9 protein-coding genes are annotated in these 15,820 nt (G+C 73.2%); 4 read left to right on the top strand and 5 right to left on the bottom strand.

All coding sequences use genetic code 11. From position 1 onward, the window contains the following. Nucleotides 1-4 precede the first annotated feature (4 nt). Complete coding sequence (locus tag L3i22_RS36055; protein ID WP_221321951.1) at nucleotides 5-5,992, top strand: DUF11 domain-containing protein; 5,988 nt, start codon at nucleotides 5-7, stop codon at nucleotides 5,990-5,992. Nucleotides 5,993-6,457: 465 nt separating this feature from the next. Here L3i22_RS36055 and L3i22_RS36050 read toward each other — a convergent pair whose 3' ends face one another. From L3i22_RS36050 to L3i22_RS36040, 3 genes are all read right to left on the bottom strand, one after another. Next, complete coding sequence (locus tag L3i22_RS36050) at nucleotides 6,458-7,474, bottom strand: intradiol ring-cleavage dioxygenase (RefSeq protein ID WP_221321950.1); 1,017 nt, start codon at nucleotides 7,472-7,474, stop codon at nucleotides 6,458-6,460. 168 nt (nucleotides 7,475-7,642) lie between these two features. Next, the gene (locus L3i22_RS36045; protein WP_255657422.1) at nucleotides 7,643-8,056 is read right to left on the bottom strand and encodes a VOC family protein; all 414 of its coding nucleotides are present in this window, start codon (nucleotides 8,054-8,056) and stop codon (nucleotides 7,643-7,645) included. Between the two features lie 56 nt (nucleotides 8,057-8,112). Beyond that, nucleotides 8,113-8,631 (bottom strand): isochorismatase family protein, encoded by a 519-nt coding sequence (locus L3i22_RS36040; RefSeq protein WP_255657421.1) that lies wholly within the window; start codon nucleotides 8,629-8,631, stop codon nucleotides 8,113-8,115. 167 nt (nucleotides 8,632-8,798) lie between these two features. Between L3i22_RS36040 and murJ the strand changes: the two genes are divergently transcribed. Beyond that, entirely contained in the window at nucleotides 8,799-10,310 is a 1,512-nt protein-coding gene (gene murJ, locus L3i22_RS36035) for a murein biosynthesis integral membrane protein MurJ (RefSeq protein WP_221330323.1), read from the top strand. Nucleotides 10,311-10,343: 33 nt separating this feature from the next. Then, the gene (locus L3i22_RS36030) at nucleotides 10,344-11,348 is read left to right on the top strand and encodes a hypothetical protein (RefSeq protein ID WP_221321948.1); all 1,005 of its coding nucleotides are present in this window, start codon (nucleotides 10,344-10,346) and stop codon (nucleotides 11,346-11,348) included. Here the strand turns inward: L3i22_RS36030 and L3i22_RS36025 are convergent. Next, nucleotides 11,318-12,706: an FAD/NAD(P)-binding protein gene (locus tag L3i22_RS36025; protein WP_221321947.1), complete on the bottom strand. Its 1,389-nt coding sequence runs from the start codon at nucleotides 12,704-12,706 to the stop codon at nucleotides 11,318-11,320. The two genes, L3i22_RS36030 and L3i22_RS36025, sit on opposite strands and share 31 nt — an antisense overlap. Nucleotides 12,707-12,830: 124 nt before the next feature. Between L3i22_RS36025 and L3i22_RS36020 the strand changes: the two genes are divergently transcribed. Next, entirely contained in the window at nucleotides 12,831-14,117 is a 1,287-nt protein-coding gene (locus tag L3i22_RS36020; protein WP_221321946.1) for a hypothetical protein, read from the top strand. Between the two features lie 114 nt (nucleotides 14,118-14,231). On the opposite strand, the gene L3i22_RS36015 is transcribed toward L3i22_RS36020, so the two are convergent. Then, nucleotides 14,232-15,464, bottom strand: a complete 1,233-nt coding sequence (locus tag L3i22_RS36015) for a beta-ketoacyl synthase (protein ID WP_221321945.1) — start codon at nucleotides 15,462-15,464, stop codon at nucleotides 14,232-14,234. Nucleotides 15,465-15,820: the final 356 nt, after the last annotated feature.

Genomic DNA, 15,820 nt, shown 5'->3' with positions numbered 1-15,820 from the left:
AACCGTGACTCGTCGTCGCTGCGCGCCTCACCTGATCGCCCTGTTCCTGCTGGCAGTGTGCTTCCTGGTCGCCCCGGCCCTGCGCGAGCGGCCGGCGCGGGCCGCGCCGACGACGTGCACGACGCCGGTGACGCTGATCAACGGCGACTACGAGCTGCCGGTGATCGCGGCGAACTCGATGTCGCTGATCAACGAGGGCGCGGACATGCCCGGGTGGCGGACGACCGCGCCGGACCACGTCTTCGAGCTGTGGCACGAGGTGCGGCAGGGCTTCAACGCCGGGTCCGGGGTGCAGTTCGTCGAGCTGAACGCGAACTACGTCTCCACGCTCTACCAGGACGTGCCGACCCCGGCCGCCGGGCAGGTGCTGCGCTGGGAGCTCAAGCACCGCGGCCGGCTCGGCACCGACGTGATGGCCGTCAAGATCGGACCGGCCGGCGGCACGCTGGTGCAACAGGGCGCGCAGATCTCGGACGGCAGCGCGGCCTGGGGCACCACGTCCGGCGTCTACACCGTGCCGGGCGGGCAGACCAGCACGCGGTTCGCGTTCGAGTCGATCTCGGCGGCGCAGAACAAGCCGACGTACGGCAACTTCCTGGACGGCATCTCGTTCGGCACCGCCGCGTGCCTGTTCACCACCACCTCGGTCAGCGCGGCGACGGCGAACGTCGGGGACCTGCTGACCTACACCGTCAACGCGGAGAACAAGGGCGGCAATCCGGCCAAGGCGGCCGTGCTCAGCGACACGCTGCCGGCCGGCACCACGTTCGTCCCCGGCTCGATCCGGTCGATCACCGGCTCCAGCAGCACCGCGGTCAGCGACTCCGCGGACAGCGACACCGGCGAATACGACGCGGCGACGCGGACCGTCCGGGTCCGGGCCGGGACGGGTGCCGGTTCCGCCGCCGGTGGCACCATTCCGGTGGGAGAATCAAGATCAATTACTTATCAGGTACGGGTGAACACCGCCGCCGCCGAGGCCACTCTGAGCACCGACGGCGCCGCGACGTTCACCGAGCCGATCGCGAACAGCACCGTGACGTCGACCGGCAACACCGTCGGCACCACCGTCAACCGGGCCGCGGACCTGCAGATCAGCGCGGCGATCGCGGCCGGCGGGGTGGTCGCCGGGCGCAGCGCCACGACCAACCTGACGGTCACCAACGCCGGCCCGAGCACGGCGAGCGCGGTGTCGGTCAGCGCCACGGTGCCGCTCGGCATCGTCAACGTGACCGCGTCGATGACCGGCGCGAGCTGCTCGGTGACCGGCCAGAACGCGCGGTGCGACCTGCCGTCGATGGGGTCCGGGGCGACCGGGCTGATGGTGGTCAGCGGGGACGTCCTGCCCGCGGCGACCCCCGGGGCGCAGGCGACGCTGACGTCCTCGGTGACCAGCACGACGTACGAGGTGAACCAGGCCGACAACGCCGCCTCGGTCAGCGGCGCGGTCGCCACCCTCGCCGACGTCGGCGTGACCATGACCAACACGGCCGGCGTCGCGGGCGCCCCGATCACCTACACCGTCACGGTCACCAACGCCGGCCCGTCGGTGGCCCGTACCCTGGTGCTCGGCGACGTCATCCCGCCCACCGCCACCTACAACAGCGCTACCGGTGGCACCTGCGCGCCGACCGCGATCGGCACCCTGGAATGCCAGCTGGCCGACATGGCACCCGGCGCCACGACCGTGGTGACCATCGACATGACGCTGAAGTCGAACGCCGCCGGCGCGGTGAACAACGCGGTCTCGGTCACCTCCAGCACGCCCGACCCGAACGCGGCGAACAACAACTTCTCCGTGCAGTCGGCCGGGACGGCGGTCGCCGACGTGGGCGTCAAGCTCGGGCTCAGCCAGCTCAGCGCGTACGCCGGGGACACCGTCGTCTACACCCTGACGGTCACCAACAACGGGCCGTCGGACGCCACGAACGTCACCTTCAACACGATCGTCCCGCCCGGCGTGACCATCGTGCGCAACCCGCCGTACTGCACCCCGAACGCCTGCACAGTCGGCACGCTGCCGGCCGGGGCCACGCTGAAGCTGAGCGGCAACGCCACGCTGCAGCCGACCGCGGTCGCCGGGCCCGGCTTCGCCAGCACCACGGTCATCTCGCCGACCACCGACAACAACGCGGCCAACGACACCGACACGATCAACTTCACCGTGCTGCTGAAGGGCGACCTGGCGGTCGGCCAGACCCTGGACAACCCGGCCGACCCGGGCAACCTGGTCGCCGGGCAGACCGTCACCGGCGTCGTCACCGTCACCAACAGCGGGCCGACCCGCGCCGAGGGCGTCGTGATGCGGCAGTCGATTGCCGCCGGCTGGCCGGTGCCGTCGGTCACCACCAGCGGCGCGACCTGCACGTTCCAGGGCACGGTGACGGCCGGGGTGACCCCGGACGGCGGCACGTTCGTCTGCAACCGGCCGACCCTGGCCACCGCGGCGACCTGGCAGGTCACGTTCGGCGCGGTGCAACTGGCCCCCGGGTACGGCAGCGCGGCCTACGCACGGACCGCGACCGTCTCGGCGAGCACCCCCGACCCGGACTCCTCGAACGACAGCGTGACCACCACCGCCGCGGTCCAGCAGCGCGCCGACGTCGAGGTGGCCAAGGCGGTGATCGGCTCGTCGTCGCTGGTGCAGACCGAGGAGGTCCGCTACCGGGTCACGGTGATCAACCACGGGCCGTCGGACGCCACCGACGTGGTGCTGCGCGAGATCCCGGACGCCGGTCTGAGCCTCGCCTCCGGGACCACCGCGGACGGCACGTACGACGGGAACATGCTCAGCTGGACCATCCAGCGGCTCACCCCGAGCGCCGGCCCGGGCGTCACGCTCGACCTGGTCGGCACCGTGCTCGGCACCGGCACGCTGCACAACGACAGCCAGATCGTCTCGGCCGACGGCACCGACCCGGTCGGCGGGAACAACAGCGCGTCCGCGACGATCACCGCGGTGGCCGCCGCGCCCGGCCTGAGCGTCCGGACCACCAGCACCTACTCCACGCCGCCCCCGCTCGGCGTCGGCGCGACGATCTCCTACACGTACGAGGTGACCAACACCGGCAACCTGCCGATGACCACGATCACCCTGGCCGGCGACCTCAGCGGCCCGGCCACCTGCGTGCCGGCCACCCTCGCGGTGGGCGCGACGGCCACCTGCACGGCCGGCACGCACACCGTCAGCCCGGCCGAGGTGGGCGCGAACCGGCCGCTCACCGACACCGTGACCGCGCAGGCGCTGAACACCGCGACCGTGCTGCCGGCCACGTACGCCCAGTTCAGCTCGAGTGTCTCGGTCGCCGTCCCGGTCCCGTCGCTGTCGGTGGTGCTCACCCCGACGGTCAGCGCGCCGAGCCGGCAGAACGCCGCCGCGGTCGGCGACACGATCGCCTACAGCTACGCGGTCACCAACAACGGCAACGTGCCGATGGACAACATCGCGCTGACCGACACCCGGGGCGACACCATCACCTGCCCACCCGGCCCGCTGGCCACCGGTCAGTCGATCACCTGCACCCACGGCAACCCCGGATACACCCTGGTCCAGGCGGACCTCGACAACGGCGTCCCGGTCACGAACGTGGCCACGGTCACCGCGATCGAGAGCGGCACCACCACCGGGTTCAGCTTCGCCTCGCCGTCGAGCGGGATCCCGGTGGCGGCGGCCGCGCCCGGGCTGACGTTCACCACCACCCCCAGCACGGCCGGGCCGGTCGGGGCGGGGGCGACGATCACGTACACGTACACGGTCCGGAACACCGGCAACGTCACCGTCGACACGATCGTCGTCACCGACTCCAACGCCGCCGGGGTGAGCTGCCCGCACACCGTGCTCGCGCCCACCGACCCGGCGATGACCTGCGCCTCGACCGGGACGCCCTACGCGGTCGGTCAGACCGACGTCGACGCCGGGACCCCGGTCTACAACGACGCGATCGTGGACGCCCGCAGCGTGGCGCCCGGTCACCTGCCGGTCGGCGCGGAGGTCTCCGAGGGCGTCCCGGTGGTGCCTACCGTCACCGCGCTCACCGTCGTCAGCACCCCGCACGTCAGCCCGGCCGGGCCCGCCGCCGGAGTCCGGCCCGGCGACCAGGTCTACCTCGGGTACGTGGTCCGCAACACCGGCAACGTGACGATGCGCGCGATCGCCGTCACCGACACCTTGACCGGCCCGGCCACCTGCCCGAACGTCCCGCTCGCGCCGAGCGCCACGATGAGCTGCACGGGCGGCCCGTCGTACCCCGTCAGCCAGGACGACTTCGACGCCGGAGCCGCGCTCACCGCCACCGCCCGGGTCGCCGGGCGCGCGCCGCTCGCCGCGAGCGCCATCGGCTACGGCACCAGCACGGTGACCGTGCCGATCGGCTCCGGCAGCGCACTGCTCACCATCGCCACCGCCGCGGTCCGGGTCAGCCCGGCCGGTCACCGGACCGCGGTCGAGGCCGGCGACCGGGTCGGCTTCGACTTCACGATCACCAACCCGGGCACGCTCAGCGTCCGCGGCATCAGCGTCACCGACAGCCGGACCGGGGCGGTCACCTGCCCGGCCACCGTGCTGCTGCCCGGCGCGACGATGACCTGCGCCACCGACGACTTCTCCGTGGCCCAGTCGGACATCGACGCCGCGGTCCCGCTGACCGGGGTGGCGACGCTGCGCGGCCGGTCCGGGACCGGCGGCGGGCCGCTCACCACGTTCGGCACGGTCAGCACCTGGGTGCCGGTCGTGGTCGGGGCGCCGTCGCTCGGCACCCAGGCGATCGGCACCGTCACGCCGGCCGCACACCAGTCCGGGGCCGGCGCCGGGGACACCGTCACCTGGACGTTCCTGGTGGTCAACAACGGCAACCAGACGATGACCGGGATCAGCGCCGGGCCGGGCACGATCACCTGCCCGCAGACCCGGCTCGGCGTCCGCGAGGCGATGACCTGCACCGACGCCGACGTGCACACGGTGACCCAGGACGAGGTGGACCTGGGCGCGCCGATCGGCACCGAGATCGCGGTGACCGGGAGCGCGCCGGACGGGCCGCACACGTTCGGGCCGTTCGACGGGAGTGTCCCGGTGCTCGCGGCCGCGCCCGTCCTGGAGATCGCGCTGACCACCCGGATCTCGGAGACGGCTGCGGCGTCACTCACGGCCGCCGGGGTCGAGGTGGGCGATTTATTGAGGTACGGATACAAAGTCACCAATCGGGGCAACGTCACGGTCGCCGAGCTGACCGTCTCGCACGCCCGGGCACCACGGGTGACCTGCGACGCGACCCGGCTCGCCCCGGGCGCGGGCACCGACTGCGCGGCCGCCGACCCCTACCGCGTGACCCAGGCCGACGTCGACGCGGCCACCCCGATCGTCGACCGAGCCGTCGCGCGGGGCCTCGTCCCCGGCGCCAACCGCAAGGTCACCTCGAACACGGCCGGCACGTCGGTGCCGCTCGCCCCGCCGAGCCCCGAGCTGAACGGCGCCCAGACGGCGGTGTGGACCGACACCGACGGCGACGGCCGCCTCGGGCCGGGCGACGACGTGGTCTCCACCATCGTGATCACCAACACCGGCAACGTCACGCTGGTCAACCTGCGGGTCACCGGCCTGCCGGCGGGCGTGACGTGCGCGGTCCGGCAGATCGCCCCGGGCGCGCAGGTCATCTGCCGGTCCGGGACGTATCACCTGACCAGCCGGCAGATCGCGGTCGGCCAGCACACGTTCGAGGCGCACATCGCCGGGGACCTGCTCGACCCGGCCGCGGACGACGTCACCGCGGAGGCGCCGTCGACGGTCGCCGTGCCGGCCCGCCGCCCCGCCCGGCCACCGGCGCGGCCGGGTTCGCCGGGCCGTCCCGGCGGCACGTCGCCGATCACCGGACAGTCCACGGCCCTCGTGATCCTCCTGGGCATGGCCCTGCTCATCACCGGCGGCGGCCTCCTGCTCGTCTCCCGCCACCTACCTCGCCGCACCCGCCGCCGCCCCGCCCTGCACGCCCGCCGCTGACCCGACCACGTGCCGCTGCCGACCCCACGGCCCCGCCGCAGCTTCTCCCGCGCGCCCGCTGCCGGCCCAGCGGCCCGGCTGGCGTTTTCCTCGCGCGCGCCGCTTTCCCCGCGCGGGTGGCGCTGATTTGACCGCGCGGGTGGCGCTGATTTGACCGCGCGGGTGGCGCCTCTTGGCACGCCCGCCGTCGCTCCGGCGACGCGACGTTGTGCGCCCGCCGTCGCGCGGCCGGGAGCTGTGCCCTACCTCGCGTGGCCGGGGCCTGCGCTGACCGCGCGCAGATGAATGCGCCCGCCCGCGCTCGCCCGCGACCGGCCGCCCGCGACCGGCCACCCACGGCTAGGTCGCACGCGCCCGCCCGCACGCGACCGCCCGCCCGCGGCTAGGTCGCACGCCCCCGACCTCGCGCGGTGGGGGGCTGCGGGTGGGGAACGACCGAGGGGCCGCGCCGCTCCCCACCCGGGCTCAGGAGGCGGCGCTCGGCGGGGCCCCGCCAGGTGCGCCGGACGGCGGGGCGCCACCCGGGCCGCCACCGCCGGGCGCGCCGGACGGCGGGGCGCCGCCGGGGCCGCCGCCACCGGGCGCGCCCGACGGCGGGGCGCCGCCGCCGGCCGGAGCCGCGCCGCCGGACGGCTTGGTGTTCGTGTCCACGCCGACCGACAGCGCGACCGCGTAGCCGGACGCCACGTCGCCGGTCACCGTGCCCAGCTGGGAGACGCCGCCGTCGTCCCCGAAGACGTTGTCGTTCTGCAGGGTGACCTGGGCCAGGTTGCCGACCGAGGCCTCGTAGCCCGTCTCCTTGTAGACCGTGTCGCAGACGTCCTTGGGGAGCGCCACCTGCGAGGTCGCGATCGCCTTGGTGTTGTCGGTGATGTCGGCCTGAGCCGGGTAGACCTCGAAGTGGATGTGCGGCCACCGCCCGGTGTAGCAGGCCGGGAAGATGCTGGTGAACTTCACCGTGCCCGCGGCATCGGCGACCTGCACGCCGCGCAGGTAGTTCTCCTTGGTCAGCCCGTCGGAGTACAACGAGTAGCCACCGGCCCGGTCGCAGTGCCAGACGTAGACCGCGACGCCGGCGAACGCCTTCCCGCCGTTCGCCAGGTCCTTGATCGTCAGCTCCAGCGTCATCGGGACGCCCTCGGCGGTGGTCGTCGAGTCGCCGAAGCTGGACCGGATGTCGCTGCGGACGATCCCGCTCTTCTCGAGCACGTCCGGCCCGTTCGAGCCGTCACCCGGGTACGGCCCGGCGGTCTCGTCCGGGATCTCGCCCGACGAGGTCGAGGACGTCGACGACGTGGCCGACGCGGACGGCGTCTTCTCGTCGCTGCACGCCGCGAGCCCCAGGACGGTGGCGCCGATACCGAACGCGCGCAGCATCTGGCGGCGCCCCATCAATGTGCCGAGATCGAATCCCAGCCCCTGGTCGAACACCTCCTCCTCCGGATGGGGAAGGCGACGTCCCTGATACGACGATTGATTCACTGATCCTCCGAGCCATTTCGCGGTGCCGATCCCGATGGCGTTGTTCCAGGTCCACCGGGGTGCGCGAACGGAATCCCGCCGGATTCCTCCGCGCTCGGCCGCAATACAAACATTGGAGCCTATGAAAGACCTGTGGCGTCGATTGTCAACAATTCTGCTGATTGTTTTTCAGGCGGCCACGCAGAACTCGTTCCCCTCCGGATCGGCCATCACCACGTGGTGCCCGTCGACCGTGACCAGCACCCGGCCGCCGATCGCCCGCAGTTCCCCGACCTTCGCCACGATCCGCGGCCAAGGTTCGCCGTGTTTCCCCACCCGGACGTCGATGTGCAGCCGATTCTTCGCCACCTTCGGCTCCGGCACGTCGAGGAAGACCAGGCGCGGGCCGACCCCGTCCGGATCGTGCAGCCAGGCGCCGCCGCCCTCGTCCTCGGCCGGCTCGCCGAACGACGCCACCCACTCCGCCCGGGTGGTGAACGGCGCCGGGGGCGGCTCGTCCACATAGCCCAGCGCGACCTTCCAGAACTCCGCCAGCTCCTCGGCCCGCACGGAGTCGAACGTCAGATCCACCCGCAGCGCCACGCCGCACCTCCCGGTCCTCGTCGACCCCGTCATCCTGCACCGGGGGTACGACAAAATCAGCCGAGCCGGGACAGCGCCTCGGCGGTCGTGACGACCTCGCCGAACCGGGGGAGGACCACCGACAGCGCGTGGGTGTGCTCGGCGGCGGTCATCCCGCTCATCGCGTCGGACACGAAGATCACCCGGTAGCCCAGATCGGCGGCCGCGCGGGCGGTCGACTCCACGCCCATGGTGGTCGCGATGCCGGTCATCACGACCGTCTCGACGCCGGAGGCCCGCAGGTGCGAGTCCAGATCCGTACCGTAGAAGGCTCCGATGGTCCTTTTGACGATCTCGATGTCGCCCGGCAACGGCGTGAACTCCGGGACGAAGCCGCTGCCCGGCGGCTGCTCGGCGACGCCGGGGCGCTCCACCCGCACCGGCACCACGACACCGCCGGCCGCGCGGAATGCCGTGGCCAGCTCCAGCGAGCGGGCCACCACGTCGGCGCCGAGGTGCGGGCCCAGGTTCTGCGAGACGATCCGGGGCATCAGGTCGATCACGATCAGTGCGCTGCGCGTCACGTCGATGGTCACCGCCCGAGCCTACAAAGACCCGGGCCTGTCCGATCTGGCCGCCGACCCGCCCGCGATCGCCTGACGGACGCCCCCCGGCCCCGATCCCGCGCCGGCCGGGCGGGTGCGTCGTTGCGCGGCCGGGAGAGGATGACCGCATGGCGACGATCGGGGCGGCCGGGCGGAAGATGGCGGTCGCGACGCTGGCGTCGCGGGCGGCCGGGTTCGTGCGGGTGCTGGTGCTGACCGCGGCGCTCGGGCTCGGGACCAGGCTGCTGGATGCCTACAACGTGGCGAACACGCTGCCCAACGCGGTCTACGAGCTGCTGATCGGCGGGGCGATGGCGAGCGTGATCGTGCCGCTGCTGACCCGGGCCGCGCTGACCGATCCGGATCAGGGGGTGCGGTACACCCAGCGGCTGCTGTCGCTGATGGTCTACGGGCTCAGTGCGATCACCCTGCTCGCCCTGGTGCTGGCGCCGTGGCTGGTCGATCTCGTGGCGCCCGGCTTCACTCCGGACCAGCACGACATGGCGGTGGTCTTCAGCCGGTACTTCCTGCCGCAGATCCTGTTCTACGGGGTGAGCGCGACCGCCGGCGCGGTGCTCAACATCCGCGGGCGGTTCGCCGTGGCGGCCTGGGCGCCGCTCGGCAACAGCCTGGTGGTGATCGCGGTCGGGCTGCTCTACGTGGTGTCGGGCAGTTTCACCCTGCTCGCGATCGGGACCAGCGTGGGCGTGTTCGCGCAGATGGCGCTGGTGGTCTGGGCGCTGGGCCGGTCCGGGTTCCCGCTGCGGCTGCACCTCGACCCGCGGGGCATCGCGATCCGGCGGATCGGCGGGCTGGCCGGCTGGGTGCTGCTGTCCGTGCTCGGCGCGCAGGCGTTCCTGGTCGCGGCGACCCGGGTGGCGTCGCTGAGCGGGCCGGGCGGGGTCACGGCGTACCAGAATGCTCTTGCGGTTTTTCAGGTGCCGTTCGCGGTGATCGCGCTGTCGGTGATGACCACCATGCTGCCGCGGCTGAGCCGGAGCGCGGCGCGGCGGGACCACGACCGGATCGTCCGCGATCTGTCGCTCGCGGTGCGTGTCGCGGTGGCCGTGATGGCGCCGATCGCGGTGGCGCTGGTGCTGCTCGGACGGCCGATCGCCGAGGTGCTGTTCGATCACGGGAGCAGCGCGCCGGCGACGGTGCGGTCGCTCGGGACGGTGCTGGCCGCGTTCGGGCTGGCGCTGGTGCCGTTCAGCGCGTACTCGATCCTGCAGCGCGGCTTCTACGCGATGCAGGACACCCGGACGCCCGCGCTGATCACCGCCGGGGTCGCGGTGACCGGGATCGCCGGCTGCGCGGTGGCCGGGCTGGTGCTGCCGGCGGCGTCGATCGTGGTCGGCGTGCCGATCGCTTACGCGATCGCCTACACCTTCGGCCTGGCGGCGACGGTCGCGGTGCTGCGGCGCCGCTTCGGGTGGATCGATGGAAGAAGATTGCTGCGTACGCACGTCCGCGTCCTGTCCGCGACCACCGCCGGCGGGATCGGCGCGTTCGGCATGACCGTCCTGCTCGGTGGTGCGATGCCGTTGCTCACGATCGTCGCGGCGGCCGGTGTGGGCGCGCTCGCCTACCTCGGCGCGGCGCGCCTGCTGCACATCGGCGAGCTGCGCCTGGTGCTGGTGACCACGCTGGGCGGCCTGCGCGCGGGGTGACCGGCCGGTGCATCGTCCGTCTACGATCCCTCGATGATCCGCTACGTCCGAACGATTGCCCGGCTGGTCCGGGAGGGCTCGCTGCCCGAGGTCCCGGAGTTCGGCGACGAACGCGCCATCCGGGACGCGCCGCTGCGGGACGCCCGGCGCGACGTCCGGCTCGGTGACTGGGAGTCGGCGCGCGAGGTGATCGCCGCGGCCGGCCGGGACTGGGAGCTGCGCGGCCGCCGGATCGGCTCGCTCGGGGACCTGGCCGCCACCGACGGCGGGTGGCTCGACGAGTGGCTGCGGGCCGACCCGGACGACGCGGCCGCGGTGCTGCTGCAGTCGGCGCGGCTCGGGCACGAGGCCGGGAACGCGCGCGGCGCCGCCTCGGCCCCGAACACCAGCGCCGAGCAGGCCGCCGCCTTCCACCGGCTCTCGGCACAGTCGGCGGAGGCCGGTCGGCGGGCGATCGCGCTGGCCGACCCGGCCGACCCGGTGCCGTGGGTGCAGCTGCTCGGCACGCAGTACGCCGCGGGCGGCTCGATCGACGAGGTGTTCGAGGAGGGGCGGCGGCGCGATCCGTACCATTTCGATCTGCATCTGACCGCGCTGAGCCTGCGCTGCGAGAAGTGGTTCGGCTCGCACGAGGAGATGTTCGCGACCGCGCGGGAGGTGGCCGCGGCGGCGCCGGCCGGGGCGAACGCGGTGATGCTGCCGCTGTTCGCGCACTACGAGTACGCGATGCGCGAGTTCGCCTGGGAGACCCGCTCGAAGCAGACGACGAAGGCGTGCCGGAAGTACTTCCGGCGGCCCGAGGTGCGTGACGAGGTGGACGGCCTGGTCGCCAAGTGGCTGGCCGGGACGCCGAACCCGGCCGGCGCGCGGACGTGCTGGCAGTGGATCGCGCTGTTCCACACGCTGAACGGCCGGCGCGCGGCGGCCCGGGCCGTCTTCGACGAGCTGGGGCCGTACGTGACGCCGAACCACGCCTGGGGTTACATGTTCGGCGGCTCGGAGTACGGCTACCTGGAGAGCTGGACCTGGGCGCTCTGATCGGCGAGCGCGCTGACCAGGCGGTCGACCTGGGCGCGGATCTCCGGGACGGCGGTGGTCTCCCAGGAGTGGCCGCGGCGCAGCGGCCCGGCCAGCCACAGACCGGGCCGGCCGGCGCCGTCCGCGCCGGTGACCCGGCCGTCCGGGTCGGTGTCGATGCCGAGACCGTAGGGGCCCGGGTGCACGACGTCGTCGCGGAACAGCGACGCGAGGAACGGGTTCGCGGAGCCGGGCAGCGCGCCCGGGCCGGTACAGCTGATCACCGCGGCGTACCGGCGCGGCGCCGCGCCGGCCACCGTCACGAGCAGGCCGCCGCGCGGATCGGGCTCGATCGACTGCAGGCGGCCGGCGGTGAAGCGCAGCGTGCCCTGCTCCTGGAGCTCCGCGATGCGGGCGGCGACCGGCGGGGCCATCCGGTGCCGGTGCACGTCCCAGAACCGGGCCACGTGCCGGAGGAACCGCTGCCGGTTGCCGTCGTCGAACTCGTCCCACAGCCGGTCGGCCTGGTGCCGCAGCGTGTCGATCACCGCGACCCAGTCGGCGCCGGCGGCGATCGCGACCCGGACCCGGCGCAGCAACTGCCGCACGGTCAGCGGGCGGTCGAGGATCAGGTCGGGGTGCGCGGACGACGGCGGCAGCTGGGGGTGCGCCAGCGGCAGCAGACCGCGCCGGGAGATCGCCTCGATCGGGCCGCGGTGACCGTTCTCGGTCAGGGTCAGGGCGACGTCGACCGCGGTCAGGCCGGTGCCGAGCAGCAGCACCGGCTCGTCGGCGGGCGGCTCCGGACAGGCCGACCAGGGGTCGACGACGAGGTGCGGGCTCGCGTACGCCGCGTCGCTGATCCCGGGCAGCCGCTGCTGCTCCGGGTTGCCGACGGCGAGGATCACCTGGGCCGCGCGGACCGGGCCGGCGTCGGTGAGCACCGCGTATCCGTGCTGGTCCCGGTGCAGCGCGGTGGCCGTCGCGACGTGGTGCCGCAGCCGGCCGCCGGACGTGGCGACGATCTCGGCGAACTGGGCGGCCAGATAGTCGCCGTACAGCGCCCGGGGCAGGAAGTCGGTGCCCTCGATCGCGTGCCCGTGCGCCCGCGCCCAGCGGACCAGGTGCATCGGGTCGTCCGGGCAGATGCTCATCGCGCCGGCGCGCGCGTTCAGGATGTGCCACGGCCGGGCCGCGCCGTAGGCGACGCCGCGCCCCGGCGACTCGTCCGGAGAGATCAGGACCACATCTCGATCCGTACGGTGGATCAGCGCCCGGGCCAGCAGCGCGCCCGTGGCACCCCCGCCGACGATCGCCACCGTCCGGCTGTCGACGGCGTCCCGGCTGGCGGGCTCCAACACTTCGACGAGGCTCGACATCTTACTCTCCCGCAGGTCGACGCTTGGCACAGCAAACCACAAAACCCACGGGTTTTGTAGGTTAAACCCGGGTGCGCCGCAGAGTTTACGGCCCGCCGGGCGCCGGATGGTTACCGTTCCGGTCGTGATGCGTAGTACGGCGTTGACGATCTTCGCCGGTCTGCTGGACCGGTCGGTGGAACGGATCGGGCAGATCGCGGCGGATCCGCTGCGTTTCGACCGCGGCGAGATCATCGAGATCTCCGACATCTGGGACAACAACACCACTGCGCTGTTCGCGGCGGCCGGTGGCCGGACGCGGTGGAGCCGGGAGCGCCGGGCCCGGGCCGGGCTGGCGTGGATGGCGGATGCCGGCTCGTCCCGGCGGGCCTGGATGATCGCGCAGGCCGGCCCCGGGCTCGCGGACCTGCTCGGTCCGGAGTCACCGAGTGGTCCCTACTCCCGCGACTACCTGGGGCACGTCTGGGCGTTCGGGTTGCCGCTCGACCCGGCGGCGCTGGCCGTCGACTACGACCTGGCGCGGGGTGCGGTCACCACGTTCCGGGTGGAGCGGGCCGGGGAGCGGCTCGACGGGTCTGTCGGGGTGTCGGTGCCCCGGCGGTTCGGTTCGGCGGAGGCCGCGACGCTGTGGTTCGAGTTCACCGATGTCACCGGGTTCGAGTTCGACAGTGTTGACGTGCGGGGACTCCGGTTGGGCGGTGATGACGGCGGCCAGGTCGAGATCGCGTTCGGGGGCGGGGGCCGGCTGGTGGCCCGCTCGGCGGAGGTCAGGTTCTACGACGATCAGGAGTGGTGTCTGTCCCGGGCGGGGCAGGCGGCTGACCTGGTCACGCCGGTGGAGCGGCCGCCGCGCCGGGAGCCGCCCAAGAAGCTGCCCGGCATGCCGATCGCGGGGGTGGTGCTGCACCGGATGATGCTGGAGATCCGGTCGGTCCGGTACTCCAGGCTGGTCGGGAAGGTGCCGCTGGCGATCATGTGCGAGGCGCTGTCCGGCGCCGGGTCGCGGATCGTGGCGGCGTCGGCCTCGCGTCACCGGGATCGGGAGTTCGAGCGGCTCGCGGCGGACTGGCTGGCGGGCAGCCCGACGCTGGCGGCGCGGTGGTCCCGGGAGGGGTACCCGCTCGGCGAGCGGTTGCAGGCCGCGGTGGCGTCGGCCGAGGCGAAGACCGTGCACCTCGTTCCGGGGCTGCGCGATCCGGCTGAGGTCCTGCGGGCGGATCGCGCGTCGACCCGCCTGACGCTGGTCTCCTGGAGCACGGGCGGGGTGACCCTCAACTACGCGGCGCTGCGTGCGGACGGGCGCTGGGGGATCCGCTCGGCGACGTCCGAGGAGCCGATCGACTTCTCCGTGACCGGGTCCTGGTTCTCGGGTCCTTTGAAACCGCGACCACCCTCGGACGTCGCCCTGTAGGGCCTCGCGTTCTGGGCGCCCCGCGCCCTGCGAGGCCCGGAAGGGTCCCCGCGGGAGCGACGATCAGTTATTGGCCGCAGCGTCGGAAATCCTGAATTTGATCTTGGGGTTGATCTAGGGGGTGAAGAGCAGCGACACGTTCTGGCCGCCGAAGCCGAACGAGTTGCAGATGGCCGCGCGGATCCGCTGGTGGCGGGGCTCGCCGGCGACGACGTCGAGGTGCACCTCGGGGGCCTTGTGCTCCAGGTTGAGCGTCTGTGGGATGACGCCGTCGCGGAGGGAGAGCAGCGTGACGATGCTCTCCACCGCGCCGGCCGCGCCGACCAGGTGGCCGAAGCTGGACTTCGGGGCGGTGAGCACGACGTGGTCGCCGAGCGCGGCCTGCACCGCGGCGGCCTCCCCGAGATCGCCGACCACGGTCGAGGTGGCGTGGCAGTTGACGTGATCGATATCGGTCGGCGTCAGGTCCGCGAGGCGCAGCGCGGCCTGGATGGCGCGGATCTGGCCGGCGCCGGTCGGGTCCGGGCCGGTGATGTGATGCGCGTCGGAGGTGACGCCGTAGCCGGCGAGCCGGCCCAGGATCCGCGCGCCGCGGGCCTCGGCGAAGTCGGCGCGCTCCAGGATCAGCACGCCGGCGCCCTCGCCCAGGACGAAGCCGTCGCGGTCGGTGTCGAACGGGCGGGAGGCGCGCTCCGGGTCGTCGTTGCGCTTGGACAGCGTGCGGGCCTGGGCGAACCCGGCGATCGGCAGCGGGGCGATGCAGGCCTCGGCGCCACCGGCGATCACCACGTCGACCTCGCCGGCCCGGATCAGCCGGGCGGCCAGCGCCAGCGCCTCGGCGCCGGACGCGCACGCCGACACCGTCGCGTAGGCCCCGGCCTTCGCGCCGAACTCGATGCTGACCCAGCCGGCCGGGCCGTTCGGCATCATCATCGGGACGACCAGCGGGGAGACCTTGGACGGGCCCTTCTCCTCGATCAGGTCGTCCTGGTCGAGGATCGTGGTGATGCCGCCGATCCCGGAGCCGATCACCGCGGCGAGGCGCTCGCCGGCCACCTCCGGCGCGCCCGCGTCCGTCCACGCCTGCCGGGCCGCGACCAGAGCGGCCTGCTCGCAACGGTCCAGGCGGCGGGCCTGCACCCGGGGCAGCACGGTGGCCGGGTCGACGGCCATCGGCGCGGCGATCAGGGTCGGCAGGTCCTCCCAGTGCGGGTAGCCCTTGACCAGGTCGTCGATCCGGCGCACGCCCGACCGGCCGGCGAGCATGTTGGTCCAGAGGGACTCCACGTCCCCACCCAGCGGGGTGGTGACGCCCATTCCGGTGATCACGACATCGGCGGTACTCATCCGGTCCCCCTGACGCTGTGGCGAACTACCAACCGTAGTGGAACGCATGCAAATACATCGTGTCCACGCCTGGGCGTGACAAACCACCTGCGGGCGATCGGACGGGGGATGGAGCCCGGGGGAAAATGCCCCGATGCTGGAAGTGCTGTCCGATATCTGCCCTGGTGGTGATCGGGTTCGGCTGAATTTGAGCAGCTCAGGAATACTGGGTCCGGCGTCCGGGGGGTCCGGGCGGCGAGGAGGGGCGGGTTTCATGACGCAGGGGGCGGAGCCGATCGACGGGGCCGGACGGGAGACGCCGGTGTCGCCGGAGGGCGAGGGCCACCCGGCTGCCGGGTCGGCGCGGGTCCCCGGGC

The sequence above is a fragment of the Actinoplanes sp. L3-i22 genome (assembly GCF_019704555.1).
Lineage (GTDB): Bacteria > Actinomycetota > Actinomycetes > Mycobacteriales > Micromonosporaceae > Actinoplanes.
This window is presented reverse-complemented; position numbering and strand designations above follow the sequence as displayed.